We start from the raw sequence: 18614 nt of genomic DNA, 5'->3' as shown, positions 1-18614 counted from the left end.
GCGCTTCAGCGCCGAAAGTAGTTGGGGGTCTCCCCCTGTGAGGATAGGACGTTGCCAGGCCAACGCGAAAGACGATCAAGCATCCGCTTGGTCGTCTCTTTTTGTATATAAGTCGCATCTATTTGGATAGGAAGGTTGCCTATATGACTCGAAAACCTAAACATAATCCTTTTACATTTATGGAAACGTTGGAGCAACATGTACGCGAAGATCGTGTCTCTTTTCATGTACCTGGTCATCACAATGGAACAGTAAGAGATGAGAAACTTCCGACTGTATTCCAAAAAATAATGCCATACGATTTAACAGAACTCGGACACTTGGATGATTTACATCATGCTGAAGGTATTATTCTAGAAGGAGAGAGGGCACTAGGATCTCTTTATCACAGTAAAAGTAAATGGTTAGTCAATGGGTCAACAGCGGGAAACTGGAGTCTGTTGGCGGCGACTGTGAAGCGGGGAGAACGAGTATATGTACAACGTAATTCTCACAAATCCGTGTGGAACGCCATTGAGTGGCTCGGTTTAGAACCCATCTTACTTACGCCTGAATTAGATAGAGGAAACAGTCTACCGACGGTGGTGGCATTAGAAACAATTCAAGAAGCTGTCACGCAGTACCCAGGTGGGAAAGCCCTCCTACTGACGTCTCCTACCTATTACGGAGATATGGCAAACATCCCGGAAATCAGTGCTTATTTGCGTCCGTTGCATATTCCTCTCTTAGTTGATGAAGCACATGGCGCTCATTTGATTCATCCAACATTTCCAAAGCGATCCGCTATCTTCGAAGGAGCTAGCGCCGTTGTCCAGTCTGCTCATAAAACTCTTCCAGCGCTCACGATGGGCGCATGGGTCCATTATAAGGAAGAGATTGATGAGAAGCGTTTATTTCATGCGCTCTCTTCTTTCCAAACGTCTAGTCCATCCTATTTGATTATGGCCTCACTTGATTATGCTAGGGAGTATCTCGAAAATCTGAGTGACCGGGATTGGACGCATATTCAAACGAGTCATTTCGCATTCATCATGGAAATGAGACGAGCTGGCTTTTCAATCAAAGTTGGCGATGACTTCACCAAAATGACCGTCCTGACATATCCGAAAAATGGTCTCGTCTTTAGTCAACATTTGGCGTCAATCGGTATCGATGCGGAACTGGCTGCAGAAGATCACGTGTTATTCTGCCTACCGTTAAGGGAATTAAAAAGCCAAGAGATTCAACATTGGGTGAAACTGATTAAAAATGCATCCCAACACGTCCCGCTCATCGTCGAAGATGAAACAATCTATCCTTACCCGATGACAGAACGTGTTTCGGTGTTGCATACTATTTCAGATGATGCGGATGTCATTCGCAAATCGTTTGAAGAAGCAATAGGAGCCGTTGCTGCAGAAACCGTTATCCCTTATCCACCAGGAATTCCGTGGATACTAAAAGGAGAAGTCATCACACACGAGAAAATTAGAGTGTTGAATGAATGGATTTCACTAGGACGGAACCTTCAAGCGAGTAGGCATGTTATGATGAAACAAATTGATGTTATCGTAGAGGAGTTTTAATCGTGAAAGGTATGTTTATTACTGTAGAAGGTCCCGACGGTTCAGGGAAAACCACGCAGTTACAATTGTTAGTTCGTTCATTGACTGAAAAAGGATACGAAGTAGTCGTCACTCGAGAACCGGGAGGGACAAAAGTCGGAAATAGTATTCGAGAGGTCTTATTATCACCAGAACATGATGAAATGACCCCGCGAGTCGAGATGATGCTGTATGCCGCGTCCCGTGCCCAAAACATCGATCAAGTGATTCGACCTGCTCTTAAACGAGGGGCGATTGTTGTGTGTGATCGATTTGTCGATGCCTCGATTGCCTATCAAGGATATGGACTCCAATATGATTTGGATCAAATTCTATCACTGAACGAGTGGGCAACGGTTGGGATTAAACCCGATTTGACTTTCCTCTTTGATTTGACCCCTGATCAAGCGAGCCGTCGCATGAAAGATCGAGGTCAATTAGACCGTATCGAGAGCCGAGATGAGTCTTTCCATCAACGCGTATACGATGGGTTCAAAAAATTATTAGAACAACATCCGGATCGGATGGTTCGTATCGATGCGAACGCTACAATTGAAATGATTCAAGATGAAGTGTTAGATATTACGTTAGAACGATTAAATGAAAGAGGAGTGACGCAATGATGAAGATGGTAATCGCGATTGTACATGATAAGGACAGTGCTCGGTTGTCAGATGCCTTAATCGAAGAGGACTTCCGCGCAACAAAATTAGCCACAACGGGAGGCTTTTTGAAAGAAGGTAACACAACGTTCATGATTGGTGTACCCAAAGAACGGTTAGACGATTTGCTCGCGCTAATCAAATCGAATTGTTCGAGCCGAGATCAAATGATCACGCCGATTTCACCGATGGGCGGTCACGCTGATTCATATATTCCGTATCCGGTAGAAGTACAAGTTGGCGGAGCGACGGTGTTCGTCTTGCCGATTGAAGGATTCCATCAGTTTTAATGGGAACGGTCACGAATATGAGCTTTCAAGAGTTAGGGAAATCTCAAACGGTTATCGCCAAAGTCATTGAAAATTCGATTGTCGCTCAAAAGGTGGGTCACGCCTATATTTTCTCGGGAGATTATGAACCTTATTTAATTGAGACGGCGCAACTGTTTGCAAAATCCCTTTTTTGCGAGTCGCCTGACGGGGTAGAGCCGTGTGGCAGTTGTCGAAACTGTAGACGGATGGATTCGGGCAACCTCGTCGACTATATGGAAGTGGAACCGGATGGGGCCAGTATCAAAAAGGAACAAGTTCAACAATTGTTGAGCGACTTGTCGCTACGTGGAGCAGAAGGAGACCGGCAAATATATGTCATCCATCAAGCGCATAAAATGACACCTCAGGCGGCCAACAGTCTCTTAAAGTTTTTCGAAGAACCGGGCGTTGGGAAACTGGCCATCTTGGTGACGACCCAGCCGCAACTCCTATTACCAACCATTCGCTCGCGGGCTCAGCATTTAGTGTTTCGACCGATTGATCGAGAACGCCTCGTGGAAACGTTGGTCGCAGACGTGCAATGTACGAGCGATTTAGCGCGTCTTGCTTTAGAGACATATCCGAAATTCGAAGACGCGCGTGAGGCGCTTCACAACGACTGGTTTGTACAGGCGTATGGGCTAGTGGTACAATTAGTTGAAGTATTGACAAAACGCCCGCAAGAATTGCTTTTATTCGCCCAAGAAAAATGGCTCGGTCATTTTAAAGGACGGAATGAATTGCGAGTCGGTCTCGAGCTGTTCGGAAATTGGTTGGAGCAAGCGCTCCACTTCAAAGTGCGAACAGACTATGTTCCGGAGTTGTTCACGAAAGAACAAGCGCTATATACCGCGTTTGTAAAAGATCGTCCGGTTCATAAAATCGTCCATGCTATTGAATCTGTCCATGAGGCGATTCGACGGCTTGAGGCAAACGTCAATCCTCAATTAACGTTCGAACGGTTAACGTTCGATTTGCAGAAAGGATAGGAGAGCGTGCTTGAAGTAGTCGGAGTCCGTTTTAAAGAAGCGGGAAAAATCTATTACTTTTCACCAGGCGAAGCAACGCTTGAACGTGGAGACCATGTCATCGTAGAGACGGTACGAGGCATCGAATACGGTGAAGTCGTCCAAGTTGGTAAGCAACTGGGTGAAGACGAAGTAGTATTGCCGTTAAAGACAATCCTTCGTGTCGCCGATCAAAAAGATGCCGAAATCGTTCAAGACAATCGATTGGCAGCATTTGACGCTCACGCCGTCTGTGAAGAAAAAATTCGTGAACATCGACTTGAAATGAAGTTAGTCGATGTTGAGTATACATTTGATCGTAATAAAGTCATCTTTTATTTCACGGCAGAGGGGCGCGTTGATTTTCGGGAACTCGTCAAAGATTTAGCAAGTGTGTTTCGCACCCGGATCGAACTCCGTCAAATTGGAGTTCGGGACGAAGCGAAACTGCTGAGCGGAATCGGGCCTTGTGGTCGTGTGTTGTGCTGCTCCTCGTTCTTAGGGGAATTTGAGCCGGTATCGATTAAAATGGCCAAGGATCAGAACTTATCCTTGAATCCGAATAAAATCTCCGGTGTGTGTGGTCGTCTCATGTGCTGTCTGAAATACGAGAATGATACGTATGAAGAATTGAAACGGGATTTACCAGACGTCGGAAAACGAATCAAAATTCCAGAAGGTGACGGACGTGTCATCGGTCTCAATATCTTGGATCAATTGATTCAAGTCGAGTTGAACGATCGGACCCGTGTTGTGACGTATACAATCGACGAGCTCGTCGAGGTCGGTGCAGTCAAACGAAAACCGTCGAAACAGTGATGGGGTGCTGAGCAGTGGAAAGAATGGATAAAAAGGAAGTCATGATGCGGGTCGATGCGATCGAGCAACAAATGCAATTGTTGACGGAGCATTTAGGGGTGCTCAAAGAGCAACTCGCCTATTTGCTCGAAGAAAACCAACACATGTATCTCGAAAACCATCATTTGCGTGAAAAAGTGGAGCAACTTGCAGAAGTCGAGACGCCTGATGGGGATCCTCAAATTGCGTTGTCCGGAAAAGGACAGAACAATCTGGCGGCGTTATACCAAGAAGGATTTCACATTTGTAATTTGCACTATGGACAAGTTAGAAAAGACGGAGACTGTCTCTTCTGCATGTCGATGCTAAATAAACATTAATAAGGGGCGATAGACGGGGGTATTCCCGTCCGTCGCCTTTGTACGTTATGTAGGAGGGAAATGGCGTGACTGTTAAACAAGGTGAACGTCTTGATGATTTGTTAGGGCGTCCCGGCAAAATCATTCAAAGTGATGACGTTTTTTCATTTTCATTGGATGCCGTATTACTCGCCGAATTTGTATGGGTGCCGATTCAAAAAGGAAAGCTCGTCGATTTGTGCGCCGGCACGGGGGCGATTCCGCTCTTTTTATCATATCGAACGAAAGGGACGATCACGGGTGTTGAAATCCAACCTCGCCTCGTCGACATGGCCAATCGAAGCATTGCCATCAACGAGTTGGACGGGAGGCTTAATATCGTTGAAGGGGACGTGAAAACCGCTGCCAGTCAATTAGGTCATGCCCGTTACGATGTCGTCACGTGCAATCCCCCTTATTTTTTGGCGAACGAGACATCGCTGCGCAATCAAAATGAACATCATACGATTGCACGCCATGAAGTCCTGTGCACGTTAGAAGACTGTATCCGTTCAGCCAGTCAACTCGTCAAACCGGGTGGGAAGGTGGCCTTCGTCCATCGTCCGGAACGATTGCTTGACATTCTGACGCTCATGCGGGCGTATCGGATTGAACCGAAACGAATGCAACTCGTTTATCCGAAGCAAGGTCGAGACGCGAACACATTGTTAATAGAGGGGTCGAAAGATGGAAAAGCAGGGCTCACAATCTTACCTCCGTTTGTCGTTTATGAGGAAGATGACACGTATACGAGCGACATGCGGGCAATCCTCGATGCGTAAGCACTTTGCCTATATCCTCGAGTGCAACGATGGCACGTACTATACCGGATATACGACGGATGTGGAGAAGCGGATGGAAGTGCATAACAACGGCAAAGGTGCGAAATATACACGAGCTCGCCTCCCGGTGACGTTGCGATATGTCAGGTCGTTTGCAACCAAACGCGAAGCCATGCAGTATGAATGGTCCATCAAACAACTCACGCGGGCTCAAAAACAGCAATTGATGGAGGGAACGAGTAATGAACTCACAGAAAAGTTATCAGACTGATGGGCCCACGCTCTATGTTGTGCCGACGCCGATTGGAAATTTAGAAGACATGACGTATCGGGCGGTTCGGATTCTAGGAGAAGTCGATTTGATTGCGGCCGAAGACACGCGCCAAACGATGAAACTCTGTCGCCATTTCGGTATCGAGACGAAACTGGTCAGCTACCATGAGCACAATAAGCACGTGAGTGGCCCACGCTTAATCGAAGATATCGAGGCGGGCAAGTCGGTCGCCGTCGTCTCAGACGCGGGCATGCCAGGGATTTCGGACCCAGGGAGTGACCTCGTGCGGCTGGCCATTCAAGCGAAGCTCCCCGTCGTCGTGCTCCCTGGAGCGAACGCAGCGTTGACGGCTCTTGTCGCCTCTGGCCTTGCGACCGAGCGGTTTTTGTATTATGGATTCTTGCCACGCAAAAAGAAAGAACGGCTCGATGTGTTGTCATCCTTACAATATGAACCGGGCACCATCATTTTCTATGAAGCGCCACATCGGTTGAAAGAGATGCTGACCGGGATTCAAGATGTGTTCGGCAATCGGCAACTCGTTCTCGGACGAGAGTTGACGAAAACGTTTGAAGAGTTTTTACGAGGGACGGTAGAAGAAGCGCTTGTCTGGTGCGAAGGTGAAGTACGCGGCGAATTCGTCGTCATGGTGGAAGGATCGACGGAAGCGGCACCGACGCATGACTGGTGGGAGGTGCTATCGCCCCTCGAGCACGTCGACCGTTACATTGAGGACGGCTTAAAACCAAACGCCGCCATTAAACAAGCCGCTAAAGAGCGGGGTCTGTCACGGAGTGAAGTGTATGACGCGTATCATCAAGTCGACAAAAAAGAGTAAGCAAGGAATTCCTTGCTTACTCTTCGCTGTAGTAGTTTTCGAGCATGTTTTTCAACTCGACGAGAACGCGTTGTGCGCCTTCTGGTGAAAGGATCAATTTACCGTCAGCCAACTTGAAGTTGTCATCTGATACTTCGCCCGTCACTTGGCAAGTCATGTTCGGTTTGTATTTTTTCAACACGATTTGATCGTTGTCGACGTAGATTTCAAGTGCATCTTTCTCAGCAATCCCGAGTGTGCGGCGCAATTCGATTGGAATGACGACACGACCGAGCTCATCAACTTTCCGTACGATACCTGTAGATTTCATTTTGTGTTTCCTCCTCCAATGGTGTCGAAATCTCTTGGTGACATGAGTCGTCAAAATTCGACAATGTTACTACAGCAAAAAGCATACTAAACTTTCCAATTGCAGTCAACTGCTTACTATTGGAAATCTACATTTTCGAAAAATGACGATGTAGGAGCGATATATACCTAAAATTCCCCGAAAGTTAGGACCTGAAACAAAGAAAGGGTTTTTTTGGAACATATTTTATGAGATAACAACAAAAAAATTCCAAACAATTGGTTTGGAAATTCTTTTGTCGAACCGTGTATAATGGAAATTGCAAATGTCGAAAGGATGGAGAACATACAATGGCGAAGCCTACTTTTTATATTACGACTCCGATTTACTATCCGAGTGCCAAACTACACATCGGTCATGCTTATACGACGGTGGCCGGCGATGCGATCGCGCGCTATAAACGTTTGAAAGGTTTTGACGTTCGTTATTTGACTGGGACGGATGAACACGGTCAAAAGATTCAAGAAAAAGCGAAAGAAGCCGGTGTGACACCGCAAGCGTTCGTGGATGAAGTCGTCAAAGACATCAAAGTGTTATGGGACCGTCTTGAAATCTCATACGATGACTATATCCGTACAACAGACGCACGCCACAAAGCCGTCGTCGAGCATGTGTTCGAGACGCTTCTTAAAAACGATGATATTTATCTCGGGGAGTATGAAGGCTGGTATTCGATTCCCGATGAGACGTATTATACAGAGTCTCAGCTCATCGACGGGAAGAGCCCGGACAGCGGCCACCCGGTCGAGCTCGTGCGTGAAGAGTGCTACTTCTTCCGTCTCAGCAAGTATGCGGATCGTTTGATCGAGTACTTCGAATCGCACCCTGACTTCATCTTGCCAGAATCGCGTAAAACGGAGATGATCAACAACTTCTTGAAGCCGGGTCTTCAAGACTTGGCTGTTTCACGGACGACGTTTGACTGGGGTGTCCAAGTCCCGTCGAACCCGAAGCACGTCGTCTATGTATGGGTTGATGCCCTCACGAACTACATCTCGGCCCTCGGCTACGGGTCGGACAACGACGAGTTATTCAACCGCTATTGGCCAGCCGACGTCCATTTGGTCGGAAAAGAGATCGTCCGGTTCCATACAATTATTTGGCCGGCATTGCTCATGGCGCTTGACCTCCCGTTACCGAAACAAGTTTTCGCACATGGTTGGTTGCTCATGAAAGACGGCAAAATGTCGAAATCAAAAGGCAACGTCGTCGACCCGATTCCACTCATCGATCGCTACGGACTCGACTCGCTCCGCTACTATCTTCTTCGTGAAGTTCCATTCGGAGCGGATGGCACGTTCACACCGGAAGCGTTCGTCGATCGCTTGAACTTTGACCTCGCGAATGACCTTGGGAACCTGCTCAACCGCACCGTGGCCATGATCAAAAAGTATTTTGATGGCGAGATTCCTGCTTATGCGGGCAACGTGACGGAGTTTGATGCCTCGTTGCTACAAGTCGTCAATGAGACGACAGCGAAGACGGAAGCTGCCATGGAACACATGGAGTTTTCAGTCGCGCTCACAAACATCTGGCAACTCGTCAGCCGTGCCAACAAATATATCGATGAGACACAACCGTGGGTCCTTGCGAAAGACGAAACGAAACGGGACGAACTGGCGTCGGTGATGACCCACCTTGCCGGCGTACTCCGCCACGTCGCGGTCATGATTCAACCGTTCATGACGCGAGCGCCAAAAGAGATGTTCCGTCAACTTGGTCTCGAAGGAGAAGATATGTCATGGGAAGCGCTCGATACGTTCGCGGCGTTCGATGGAGCCGTCGTCACAGACGGGACACCGATTTTCCCGCGTCGTGACGTCAAAGAAGAAGTCGATGCGATTCAAGAGATGATGCGTCAAGCGTCGCAAGCACGCGCCGAAGAAGCCGAAGCGGAAGCGGGCGACGTCGAAGATGAGGACGTGCGTCCGGAAATTACGATTGACGTCTTTGACCAAGTCGAATTCCGTGTCGGTCAAATCGTCGAAGCCGATAAAATTAAGAAGGCGAAGAAGTTATTGAAACTTCAAGTCGACATGGGCGGTGAGACGCGCCAAATCGTCTCGGGCATCGCGGAATGGTATGCACCGGAAGACTTGGTCGGTAAGAAGGTCATCGTCGTCGCCAACTTGAAGCCGGTCAAACTGCGTGGCGAATTGTCACAAGGGATGATTTTAGCGGCGGATAAAGACGGCAAGCTTGAACTTGCGACCGTATCTGAGAATATGCCGAACGGGGCCATCGTCAAATAATTGTTTGGGGGAGACTTCGGTCTCCCTCTTTGTCTATACAAGGAGGAACCATCATGTTGATTGATACACATACCCATATCAATGCAGAACAGTTCAATGAAGACGTCGAAGCGACGATTGAACGGGCTCGTGCTGCTGGCGTTTCCCCGATGCTCGTCGTCGGGTTCGACAATCCGACCATCACGCGTGCGATCGAGCTCGCGGAAACGTATGAAGACATTTACGCGATTGTCGGCTGGCACCCGGTCGACGCCATCGACTGCACGGAGGCCGACTTGGCGAGAATCGAGACATTGATGGATCATCCGAAAGTGATGGCGCTCGGGGAGATCGGGCTCGACTATCATTGGGATAAATCGCCGAAAGATGTCCAACAACGTGTGTTCCGGCAACAAATCGCCATTGCGAAGCGGACGAACATGCCGATTGTGATTCACAATCGGGAAGCGACCGCCGACGTACTCGACATTTTAGAGGAAGAACATGCCGAAGAGGTCGGTGGTGTGTTCCATAGTTACAGCATGTCCGTCGAATTGTTGGAGCGCTGTCTGCGTTTGAACTTCTATATTTCGCTTGGAGGACCGGTGACGTTCAAGAATGCGAAAGTACCGAAAGCGGTGGCGCAACAAGTCCCGCTTGATCGACTCCTCGTAGAGACAGACTGTCCGTATTTAACGCCAACGCCGTTCCGTGGCAAGCGGAACGAACCGGCTTACGTCACGTATGTCGCCGAAGAGATTGCATCGCTACGTGACATGTCTTACGACGCACTTGCTGAGGCGACGACCGCTAACGCGAAGCGCCTGTTCCGTCTTCCATGATGTTCAGACGAATCGTATTAAGTCTCGGCATCGTCGCTACCGCTGTGTTCGCCTATATGGCGATGCAACCAGAACCTGTCACCATCATCGATGACGGAGTGACGATGGTGCATGAGAGTCGGGGCGAGTCGGTGTTAGACGTGCTTGAAGAGACGGGAATCGTCATCGACGAGGCAGACGTCGTGACACCGGCCTTGAGTGCGGACATTCCACTCGACCGAGTCATTCAAATCGAGCGGGCCCGTACCGTCTCGCTCCAGATCGGTTACGGACAAACCGAAACGATTGAGACGCGTGAACGGACTGTCGAAGACGTGTTGCTTCGTTACGGGGTGAGTGTCCGTGACGGGGGCGATGTGTACCCGGGCGTCCGCACCCCAATCACATCAGGCATGACCATCCGGTATCAGCCTGTCGTCGTCCTCGATGTCATTGTCGGCGACGAGGCGAAGACGATGTATACGATGGCTCAAACTGTCGAGCAGGCGCTACAGGAGGCGAATGTGAAGGTTTCCGACAAAGATACCGTCGAACCGGCTCTGACGACACCAGTACGAGACGGGATGACGATTACAGTCAACGTGAGTCGGGACGTCGTGCAGTATGAAAGTCGGCTCATCCCGTTTGAGATCGTCAGAGAAGAGGATGACACGCTTGCGCTCGGAGAAACCGAGATCGTTCAAGTCGGCGTCCCTGGACTCGAACGGACGCGGTATGCACTGACAGTGGAAAATGGTACAATTACAAATCGGACCGAAACGAGCGTGGAAACGCTGCGAACCGTGCGCCCTCAAATCATAAAACTTGGAACGAAGGTCGTAGCTGAACCAGAAGCGAGCCAAGAAACAGAGCAAAAGCAAGAGGCGACGGCAACGTCTGAACCGTCGAGCCCGTTTCGAGAGGAAGCGGAGATTAAAATCGAAGAGACGCCTCGAGCCGAGGATGTCTTAGATTTCACCTCTGCGAAACAGCTTCTCGTCGAGGCGACGGCGTATACGAACAATGCAGAAGATACAATCACGTTTGACGGCAGGGTGCTGACGCGCAGCGGTTACGATGTGACGGACACGATTCTGTATGAAGGCATGCGAATCATCGCGGTCGATCCAGCCATCATCCCACTCGGCACACGCGTTTACGTCGAAGGGTTTGGCATGGCGATTGCCTTGGACACAGGCAGTGCCATCAAAGGCAATAAAATCGATGTGATGATGGACTCAAAAGAAGAGGCGGTGACGTTTGGGCGTCAGCCACTCACGATTTGGGTCATCCCGAAGCAAGAAGAGAAAGAAGGAACCGATGATGCGTGAAAAGATACAAGAAGTGATCGTCGTCGAAGGTCGAGACGACACGACGCGGCTACAGGAAGTATATGACGTCGATACGATTGAAACGAACGGATCGGCCGTTTCGAAGCAAACCATCGAGCGAATCAAACGTGCCCAGGAGACACGAGGCGTAATAATTTTGACGGACCCGGATTATCCGGGTGATCGCATCCGTGCAATCGTCGAGGAGCAAGTCAAAGGATGCAAGCACGCCTATTTGCCACGTGCCGAAGCGAAAGGCAAGCGCGGTAAAATCGGGGTCGAGCATGCGTCTCCCGCGACGATTCGCCGTGTGCTCGAAGCGGTTTATGAACAGCGGGTCGAGACTGACATGCCGCTCGTCACCCGTCAGATGGTGCTCGAGGCCGATTTGATTGGCGGAGCAGACGCGGCGCGGCGGCGCAAACGACTCGGGGTGTTACTTCGCATTGGTGAACCGAACGCGAAACAGTTTGTGAAACGCGTGGAAGCGTTACGGGTCACGATTGAAGAATGGGAACGGGCACTGGCTCAGTTAGAGGAGGAAAATCATTGAAAGACATCGCCACAATTCAACGCACGAAATCAATTCTAGAACGTCACGGCTTCTCGTTTAAAAAGTCGCTTGGACAGAACTTTTTAATCGATTTAAATATTTTGAATAAAATCGTAGACGCCGCGGAGCTAAGTGAAGCGAGCGGGGTGCTCGAAATCGGTCCCGGGATTGGGTCGTTGACGGAACAGTCTGCCAAGCGGGCGAAAAAGGTCGTCGCGCTCGAAATCGACCAACGTCTGCTTCCGATTTTGGAAGATACGATGTCCCCTTATCCACACGTGCACGTCATCCACGGCGATGCGCTCGAGCTCGATATTCAAGCCATCGTCGAGCGTGAGTTTTTCAGTCAAGGCATCGAAGACATCTCGGTCGTGGCGAACTTGCCGTATTACGTGACGACGCCAATTATCATGCGTTTACTGGAAAGCCAAATCAAGTTCCGTTCACTCGTCATGATGATTCAAAAAGAAGTTGCCGAGCGGATTGGAGCGAAGCCTGGGACGAAAGCATACGGCTCGCTCTCGATTGCAATTCAGTATTACGCAGAGGCGAACGTGAGCTTTATCGTCCCGAAAAGTGTGTTCATGCCGGCCCCGAACGTCGATTCAGCGGTCATCACGTTGAAGATGCGTCCGAAACCGGCGGTCGACGTGAAAGATGAAGCCTTCTTCTTCGAGATTGCCCGTGCCAGTTTCGCGCAACGTCGGAAAACGATTTTGAATAACTTGACGAACCATCTGGGAAAAGATAAGAAACTGGAAATCGAACGTCTCTTAGGTGAGGCCGGAATCGATCCGAAACGGCGTGGCGAAACGCTTTCGCTTGAAGAGTTTGCCCGGTTGGCAGACACAATTTTACCACTTAAAAACAGTTGACGACCGGATAACGAGTCGCTATAATATTAATCTTTATTTTCATTTCTGAATGTGTTATACTTGTAACAGTGAGGTGAAGCGTATGCCAAAGACGTTGCAAGAAATCAGACAGAAACTCGAATCGCATGTTGGAGAACGATTGACGTTGAAAGCAAACGGCGGTCGTAAGAAAGTCGTTACTCGGTTTGGAACGCTCGTTGAGACGTATCCCGCGGTGTTCGTCGTCAAATTGGATGAAGATCACCATAACGTGGAACGTGTCTCATATAGCTACGCTGATGTCCTAACGGATACAGTTAAAATTGAATTCAGCAATTGAACGATAAATGAGGGGCGGATGCATTGGCAGCTGCTTCTTTTTTTGTGCGCTCGTTTACGGTACAATGGCGAACAGGAGATACATGGGAAGGGTGAACGATATGCGCACGATCAGTGTGAAAGCGCCGGCAAAAATCAATTTGACGCTTGACGTCCTCGGGAAGCGGGCAGATGGCTATCATGAAGTAGAAATGGTAATGACGACAGTGGATTTATCGGATCGACTGGAATTGACCGTCCTGGATACAGATGAGATTCGGATTCAATCTGAACATGCCTATGTGCCGAATGACCATCGGAACTTGGCGTATCGTGCGGCCGAGTTGTTGCGGAAGCGATTCAATATCAAGCAAGGTGTCGAAATCGTATTGGATAAGCAGATTCCGGTCGCGGCGGGGTTGGCTGGCGGGTCGAGTGACGCTGCTGCGACGCTCCGCGGAATGAACGACCTGTTCGATCTCGGTCTGTCGTTAGAACAGTTGGCCGAACTTGGAGCTGCCGTCGGGTCGGACGTATCGTTTTGTGTCATGGGCGGAACGGCTATCGCGCGCGGACGCGGTGAGCAGTTGGAGACGATCCCGTCACCGCCACCGTGTTACGTCGTCTTGGCGAAACCGAAAATCGGCGTATCGACGGCCGACGTCTATCGCGCCGTAGAGATGGAGAAGATTGTGCATCCGAACACCGAGGCGATGGTGACGGCGATACGTGATCGTGATTTTGACGGCATCTGCGAAAACCTCGGCAATGCCCTCGAGGCGGTCACGCTCGAACTGCATCCCGAAGTTCGTCAAATCAAAGAGACGATGCTCCACTGCGGGGCGGATGGGGTGCTCATGAGTGGAAGCGGTCCGACCGTCTTCGCACTGATTGAGCATGAACAAAAAGCACATCGTGTCTATAACGGACTGAAAGGATTTTGTCCTGAAGTGTTCGTCGTTCGGATTCTCGGCAAAAAACATTGAACAAACACGAATGAGAGTGATATATTCTGTTTAGAACATTCGTCTATTATTGAAGAAGTGAAGGGGAATCCGTATGAAAATTCGTAGAAGTGGTCGTCTCGTCGATATGACCCGTTATTTGCTGGACCATCCGCACCAGCTCGTCTCGTTATCAATGTTTTCGAGTCGTTATAAAGCAGCCAAGTCATCCATCAGTGAAGATTTGGTCATCGTCAGTGAAATGTTGGCCCACGATGGCACAGGTAAACTGGTCACGGTGCCGGGAGCGGCCGGTGGCGTCATGTTCATCCCAGGATGGAGCAAAGACAAGTCGCTCTCGATGATTGACGGGCTATGTGAACAGTTGTCGAAGCCAGAACGGTTGCTTCCGGGAGGCTATCTCTATTTGACAGACGTCCTCGGTAACCCGCGGCAAGTGAAGCCGATGGGCCAAGTCTTCGCCTCGGTATTCGCCGATCGGAAAGTCGATGTCGTCATGACGATCGCGACGAAAGGGATTCCGCTCGCTTACGCTGTCGCCGAGCAACTCGGGGTACCGTTTGTCATCGTTCGGTCCGATAGTCGCGTCACCGAAGGTTCGACCGTGAGTATCAACTACGTCTCTGGTTCGTCGAAGGCGATTCGCACGATGGCGCTCGCGCGTCGCAGTTTGCCACGTGGCGCGAACGTGCTGTTGATTGACGATTTCATGAAAGCTGGCGGAACGATTCGCGGGATGATGAGTCTCTTGAACGAGTTCGAAGCGAACCTTGCCGGTGTCGGCGTACTGATGGAAGCAGAAGGCGCCGAGAAGAAAATGGTGAGCGAATACGTCAGTTTAATGAAATTGACGAACGTCGACTCGGATGAAGGTCTCGTCACGATTTCGCGTGGAAACGTCGAACAATTCTTAAAGTGATTGGCAAAAAATTGATTTCGTTTTATGATGAAAGGGTATAAGATTCGTACGAAGTCAATCGGTTCGCTTGGAATCATCTCAGCCTTTTAGAAAGTACACCACGGTCCAGACAACGATGAAAAGGGGATGCGAAACATGCAGATCACAGACGTAAAAATTCGCAAAGTCGCGACGGAAGGTAGAATGAAGGCACTGGCCTCCATTACACTCGACCACGAATTTGTGGTACATGACCTTCGAATCATTGAAGGGAGTACCGGTCTGTTCGTAGCGATGCCGAGCAAGCGGACGCCAGAAGGGATTTTCCGTGACATTGCTCACCCGATTAATGGAGATATGCGTCAGAAAGTCGAGGCGGCCGTCTTAGAGGCGTACGGTCAAGAGGACGTCGCCATCGCCGAGACGCAAGCCCAATATAATGCCATAAACGAGTAACATGTGACAGCGGATGGGGATCCTTCCGCTGCCTTTTTACGTTTCATTGGTTACGAATAGGTACAACGGTTGAAACCGCGTCATGGTTTCGATATAGTAGATACGGTGTAAATAAGGTTTGAATGCAGATAAAACCGAACATTTGAGTACATTACAGTCGATATGAGATAGGAGCGAATCAAGAATGGATCGTTTTGCAGTCATTTTGGCAGCAGGTAAAGGGACGCGCATGAAGTCGAAGCTTTATAAAGTACTTCATCCGGTCCTTGGAAAACCGATGGTCGAACACGTCGTCGATCAACTCGACAAAATCGGGGTCAGTCGTCAAATCGTCATCGTCGGCCATGGGGCTGAAGCGGTACAAGAGACGTTGGGCTCACGCGTGGAGTATGCGGTCCAAGAACAACAGCTCGGTACAGGTCATGCGGTACAGATGGCAGAAGCTGAACTCGCAGGCAAACCTGGCGCGACGCTTGTCGTTTGTGGTGATACGCCGCTATTGACAGCGGAAACGCTCGAGGCGTTGTTGGCCCATCACGAAGCGCAACAGGCAAAAGTGACCGTGTTGACGGCGATTGCTGATGATGCGACTGGATATGGCCGTGTCATCCGTGGTGAAGACGGAAACGTCACAAAAGTCGTCGAGCATAAAGATGCGTCTGACACTGAACTAGAGATCCGTGAAATCAACACCGGAACGTATGTGTTCGATAACGAGCTCTTGTTTGATGCGCTGAAGCAAGTCGGGAACAACAACGCTCAAGGTGAGTACTACTTGCCGGACGTCATCTCGATTGCGAAAGAAGCAGGCGAAGTCGTGGCAGCACACACGGCGCCGACATTTGATGAAACGATTGGCGTCAACGACCGCGTTGCCCTCTCACAAGCTGAGGCAGTCATGCGCAAGCGCACGAACGAACGCCTCATGCGTGAAGGTGTCACATTCATGGATGCAGCTTCGACATACATCTCACCAGATGCCGTCATCGGTTCGGATACGATCATCTACCCAGGGACGGTCATTCTCGGGAAAACGATTATCGGTTCAGAGTGCGTGATTGGTCCGAATTCAGATATCCGCAATAGCGTCATCGAAGACGGCGCGACGGTTCGTCAATCGGTCGTGAGCGACAGCCGTGTCGGAACTGAAGCACAGGTCGGGCCGTTCGCCCACCTTCGTCAACAAGCAGTCCTCGGCGCGAATACGCGCGTCGGTAACTTCGTGGAAATCAAAAAATCAACGTTCGGAGACGGTGCGAAAGCATCACATCTCAGCTATATCGGAGATGCTTCGATCGGGGAACGTGTCAACCTCGGTTGTGGCTCAATCACGGTCAACTATGACGGCAAGAACAAGTTCGAGACAGTCGTCGAAGCCGATGCGTTCGTCGGATGCAACGTGAACTTGATTGCTCCGGTGAAAGTCGGGAAAGGCTCGATCGTCGCAGCCGGTTCGACAATCACGGATGACGTTCCGGAAGAGGCGCTTGCGATTGCACGCGAACGCCAAACGAATAAAGAAGGTTACACGAAACGATAAGTTGCTGCCTATTATTATGGAAAACGATGGAGGAGAATCCTAAACATGTCTACTGTATATGAACGTGAAATTCGCCTATTTAGCTTAAACTCAAACCGCCCACTCGCCGAAGAGATTGCCAAGGAAATTGGCATCCCGCTCAGTGATTGCCAAGTGAAGCGGTTTAGCGACGGAGAACTTTACATCAACATCGAGGAGAGCGTACGAGGCGATGATGTGTACATCATTCAATCGACGAGCTCACCGGTGAACGAGACGCTCATGGAGTTACTCGTCATGATCGATGCGTTGAAACGGGCATCGGTTCGGACGATTAACGTGGTCATGCCATACTACGGCTACGCCCGCCAAGACCGCAAGGCGCGCTCGCGTGAGCCAATCACAGCGAAACTTGTCGCTGATTTATTGACAGTTGCAGGAGCCACACGTTTAATCACGATGGACTTGCACGCTGCTCAAATCCAAGGTTTCTTCAATATCCCAGTAGACCAATTATTAGGTGTTCCACTCATCTCGACGTATTTTGAGACAGAAGAATTCAAAGCGAAAGACATTGTCGTCGTCTCACCGGACCACGGTGGCGTCACACGTGCCCGTAAGCTTGCCGAGCGCTTGAAGGCTCCAATCGCCATCATCGACAAGCGTCGTCCTGAAGCGAACGTGGCCGAAGTCATGAACATCGTTGGCAGCGTCGAAGGCAAGACGGCCATCTTGATCGATGATATCATCGATACGGCTGGAACGATCACGCTCGCGGCCGATGCCATCGTTCAGGCAGGTGCCAAAGAAGTGTACGCCTCGTGTACGCACCCGGTGTTGTCTGGACCGGCAATGGAACGAATCGATAACTCGTCAATCAAGGAACTTGTTGTCTTGAACACGATCGATTTACAAGGTCGCGAATGTTCAAGCAAAATCAAGCAGATGTCGGTTGCCCGTTTGCTTGGAGAAGCGATCATGCGCGTCCACGAGCACAAATCGGTGAGCACGCTGTTCGATTAAAAAAACGAGGCCCGAAGGCGTTCGCCTTTGGGCTTTTTTGTTCAGGAGGAATAAGATGAAATGTATCGTCGGCCTCGGGAATCCAGGCAAAAAGTATGAGATGACCCGTCACAACGTCGGATTTTTAGCGATTGATCGCCTAGCCGACAAGCATGGGATTAAACTCGATGAAGCCAAGTTTAAAGCGTTGATTGGAACGGGAAGAATCAATGGAGAACGTGTCGTCCTCGTCAAACCACTCACGTATATGAATTTATCAGGCGAGTCGGTCCGTCCGATTTTAGATTATTATAAGATTGAGATTGACGACTTGCTCGTCATTTATGATGACTTGGACATGGTCCCAGGCAAACTGCGGTTCCGTCCGAAAGGCAGTGCCGGCGGACATAACGGCATCAAGTCGTTGATTCAGCATTTAGGCACACAAGACTTTAAACGTCTGAAACTAGGGATCGGCCGTCCGCCGCATCCGATTAAAGTGGTCGATTGGGTGCTTATGAACTACCGTAAAGAAGACATGCCAGAATTGAATGATACGCTCGATCAAGCTGTGTCCGCCGCAACCGATTTTGTGGACACGGAATGGATTGCGCTCATGAATCGATATAACTAAAGGGTCAACGTACCCTTTTTTGTCGTATGA

The 18614-nt window shown here is 49.7% G+C and carries 22 protein-coding genes; 21 read left to right on the top strand and 1 reads right to left on the bottom strand.

Annotated elements, in window-relative coordinates; all coding sequences use genetic code 11:
- The first annotated feature begins 143 nt into the window (after positions 1 to 143).
- The 9 genes from KNO58_RS15095 (at position 144) to rsmI (ending at position 6653) form a co-directional block, all read left to right on the top strand.
- Positions 144 to 1565, top strand: coding sequence for an aminotransferase class I/II-fold pyridoxal phosphate-dependent enzyme (locus KNO58_RS15095; RefSeq protein WP_251026283.1), 1422 nt, complete (start codon positions 144 to 146; stop codon positions 1563 to 1565).
- A gap of 2 nt (positions 1566 to 1567) precedes the next feature.
- Positions 1568 to 2206, top strand: coding sequence for a dTMP kinase (gene tmk, locus KNO58_RS15090; RefSeq protein ID WP_214755155.1), 639 nt, complete (start codon positions 1568 to 1570; stop codon positions 2204 to 2206).
- Positions 2206 to 2535 carry a cyclic-di-AMP receptor gene (locus KNO58_RS15085; RefSeq protein WP_029594397.1) on the top strand — a complete coding sequence of 110 codons (330 nt, stop codon included), beginning with the start codon at positions 2206 to 2208 and terminating at the stop codon, positions 2533 to 2535. Before tmk ends, KNO58_RS15085 begins: the two co-directional genes overlap by 1 nt.
- The gene (locus KNO58_RS15080) at positions 2535 to 3545 is read left to right on the top strand and encodes a DNA polymerase III subunit delta' (RefSeq protein WP_312846346.1); all 1011 of its coding nucleotides are present in this window, start codon (positions 2535 to 2537) and stop codon (positions 3543 to 3545) included. The genes KNO58_RS15085 and KNO58_RS15080 overlap by 1 nt, the downstream gene beginning before the upstream one ends.
- A gap of 6 nt (positions 3546 to 3551) precedes the next feature.
- Positions 3552 to 4382, top strand: a complete 831-nt coding sequence (locus KNO58_RS15075; RefSeq protein WP_021065761.1) for a PSP1 domain-containing protein — start codon at positions 3552 to 3554, stop codon at positions 4380 to 4382.
- Between the two features lie 23 nt (positions 4383 to 4405).
- Positions 4406 to 4741 (top strand): DNA replication initiation control protein YabA, encoded by a 336-nt coding sequence (yabA, locus tag KNO58_RS15070; protein ID WP_021065760.1) that lies wholly within the window; start codon positions 4406 to 4408, stop codon positions 4739 to 4741.
- 65 nt (positions 4742 to 4806) lie between these two features.
- Entirely contained in the window at positions 4807 to 5541 is a 735-nt protein-coding gene (locus KNO58_RS15065) for a tRNA1(Val) (adenine(37)-N6)-methyltransferase (RefSeq protein WP_214755150.1), read from the top strand.
- Complete coding sequence (locus KNO58_RS15060; RefSeq protein WP_214755148.1) at positions 5534 to 5812, top strand: GIY-YIG nuclease family protein; 279 nt, start codon at positions 5534 to 5536, stop codon at positions 5810 to 5812. Before KNO58_RS15065 ends, KNO58_RS15060 begins: the two co-directional genes overlap by 8 nt.
- Entirely contained in the window at positions 5784 to 6653 is an 870-nt protein-coding gene (gene rsmI, locus KNO58_RS15055) for a 16S rRNA (cytidine(1402)-2'-O)-methyltransferase (protein ID WP_214755146.1), read from the top strand. The genes KNO58_RS15060 and rsmI overlap by 29 nt, the downstream gene beginning before the upstream one ends.
- A gap of 16 nt (positions 6654 to 6669) precedes the next feature.
- Here rsmI and KNO58_RS15050 read toward each other — a convergent pair whose 3' ends face one another.
- Positions 6670 to 6963: a transition state genes transcriptional regulator AbrB gene (locus KNO58_RS15050; protein ID WP_012727742.1), complete on the bottom strand. Its 294-nt coding sequence runs from the start codon at positions 6961 to 6963 to the stop codon at positions 6670 to 6672.
- 329 nt (positions 6964 to 7292) lie between these two features.
- Here KNO58_RS15050 and metG point away from each other — a divergent pair, with 329 nt between their 5' ends.
- The 12 genes from metG to pth all read left to right on the top strand — a co-directional run bounded on the left by metG (position 7293) and on the right by pth (position 18584).
- Positions 7293 to 9254 carry a methionine--tRNA ligase gene (gene metG, locus KNO58_RS15045; RefSeq protein WP_214755144.1) on the top strand — a complete coding sequence of 654 codons (1962 nt, stop codon included), beginning with the start codon at positions 7293 to 7295 and terminating at the stop codon, positions 9252 to 9254.
- 53 nt (positions 9255 to 9307) lie between these two features.
- Positions 9308 to 10075: a TatD family hydrolase gene (locus KNO58_RS15040; RefSeq protein WP_214755143.1), complete on the top strand. Its 768-nt coding sequence runs from the start codon at positions 9308 to 9310 to the stop codon at positions 10073 to 10075.
- Positions 10072 to 11385 carry a 3D domain-containing protein gene (locus tag KNO58_RS15035; protein ID WP_214755141.1) on the top strand — a complete coding sequence of 438 codons (1314 nt, stop codon included), beginning with the start codon at positions 10072 to 10074 and terminating at the stop codon, positions 11383 to 11385. Before KNO58_RS15040 ends, KNO58_RS15035 begins: the two co-directional genes overlap by 4 nt.
- On the top strand, positions 11378 to 11938 hold the full coding sequence (gene rnmV, locus KNO58_RS15030; RefSeq protein WP_214755139.1) for a ribonuclease M5: 561 nt from the start codon (positions 11378 to 11380) through the stop codon (positions 11936 to 11938). The genes KNO58_RS15035 and rnmV overlap by 8 nt, the downstream gene beginning before the upstream one ends.
- Positions 11935 to 12813, top strand: a complete 879-nt coding sequence (gene rsmA / locus KNO58_RS15025; RefSeq protein WP_214755136.1) for a 16S rRNA (adenine(1518)-N(6)/adenine(1519)-N(6))-dimethyltransferase RsmA — start codon at positions 11935 to 11937, stop codon at positions 12811 to 12813. The genes rnmV and rsmA overlap by 4 nt, the downstream gene beginning before the upstream one ends.
- An 82-nt stretch (positions 12814 to 12895) precedes the next feature.
- On the top strand, positions 12896 to 13132 hold the full coding sequence (locus KNO58_RS15020; protein WP_021065751.1) for a Veg family protein: 237 nt from the start codon (positions 12896 to 12898) through the stop codon (positions 13130 to 13132).
- Between the two features lie 100 nt (positions 13133 to 13232).
- Positions 13233 to 14096: a 4-(cytidine 5'-diphospho)-2-C-methyl-D-erythritol kinase gene (gene ispE, locus KNO58_RS15015; protein WP_214755134.1), complete on the top strand. Its 864-nt coding sequence runs from the start codon at positions 13233 to 13235 to the stop codon at positions 14094 to 14096.
- A gap of 73 nt (positions 14097 to 14169) precedes the next feature.
- Positions 14170 to 14994, top strand: a complete 825-nt coding sequence (purR, locus tag KNO58_RS15010; RefSeq protein ID WP_021065749.1) for a pur operon repressor — start codon at positions 14170 to 14172, stop codon at positions 14992 to 14994.
- A gap of 135 nt (positions 14995 to 15129) precedes the next feature.
- Complete coding sequence (spoVG, locus tag KNO58_RS15005) at positions 15130 to 15429, top strand: septation regulator SpoVG (protein WP_214755133.1); 300 nt, start codon at positions 15130 to 15132, stop codon at positions 15427 to 15429.
- Between the two features lie 184 nt (positions 15430 to 15613).
- On the top strand, positions 15614 to 16969 hold the full coding sequence (gene glmU / locus KNO58_RS15000; protein ID WP_021065747.1) for a bifunctional UDP-N-acetylglucosamine diphosphorylase/glucosamine-1-phosphate N-acetyltransferase GlmU: 1356 nt from the start codon (positions 15614 to 15616) through the stop codon (positions 16967 to 16969).
- A gap of 45 nt (positions 16970 to 17014) precedes the next feature.
- Positions 17015 to 17971, top strand: coding sequence for a ribose-phosphate diphosphokinase (locus KNO58_RS14995; RefSeq protein ID WP_214755131.1), 957 nt, complete (start codon positions 17015 to 17017; stop codon positions 17969 to 17971).
- Positions 17972 to 18026: 55 nt separating this feature from the next.
- Positions 18027 to 18584, top strand: a complete 558-nt coding sequence (gene pth / locus KNO58_RS14990) for an aminoacyl-tRNA hydrolase (RefSeq protein ID WP_058765144.1) — start codon at positions 18027 to 18029, stop codon at positions 18582 to 18584.
- The last annotated feature ends 30 nt before the right edge of the window (positions 18585 to 18614 follow it).

This window comes from Exiguobacterium sp. J17977 (genome assembly GCF_018616375.1).
Classification (GTDB): Bacteria; Bacillota; Bacilli; order Exiguobacteriales; family Exiguobacteriaceae; genus Exiguobacterium; species Exiguobacterium mexicanum.
Note: the sequence above shows the minus strand (reverse complement) of the source record. Positions and strands in the feature narration are given on the sequence as shown.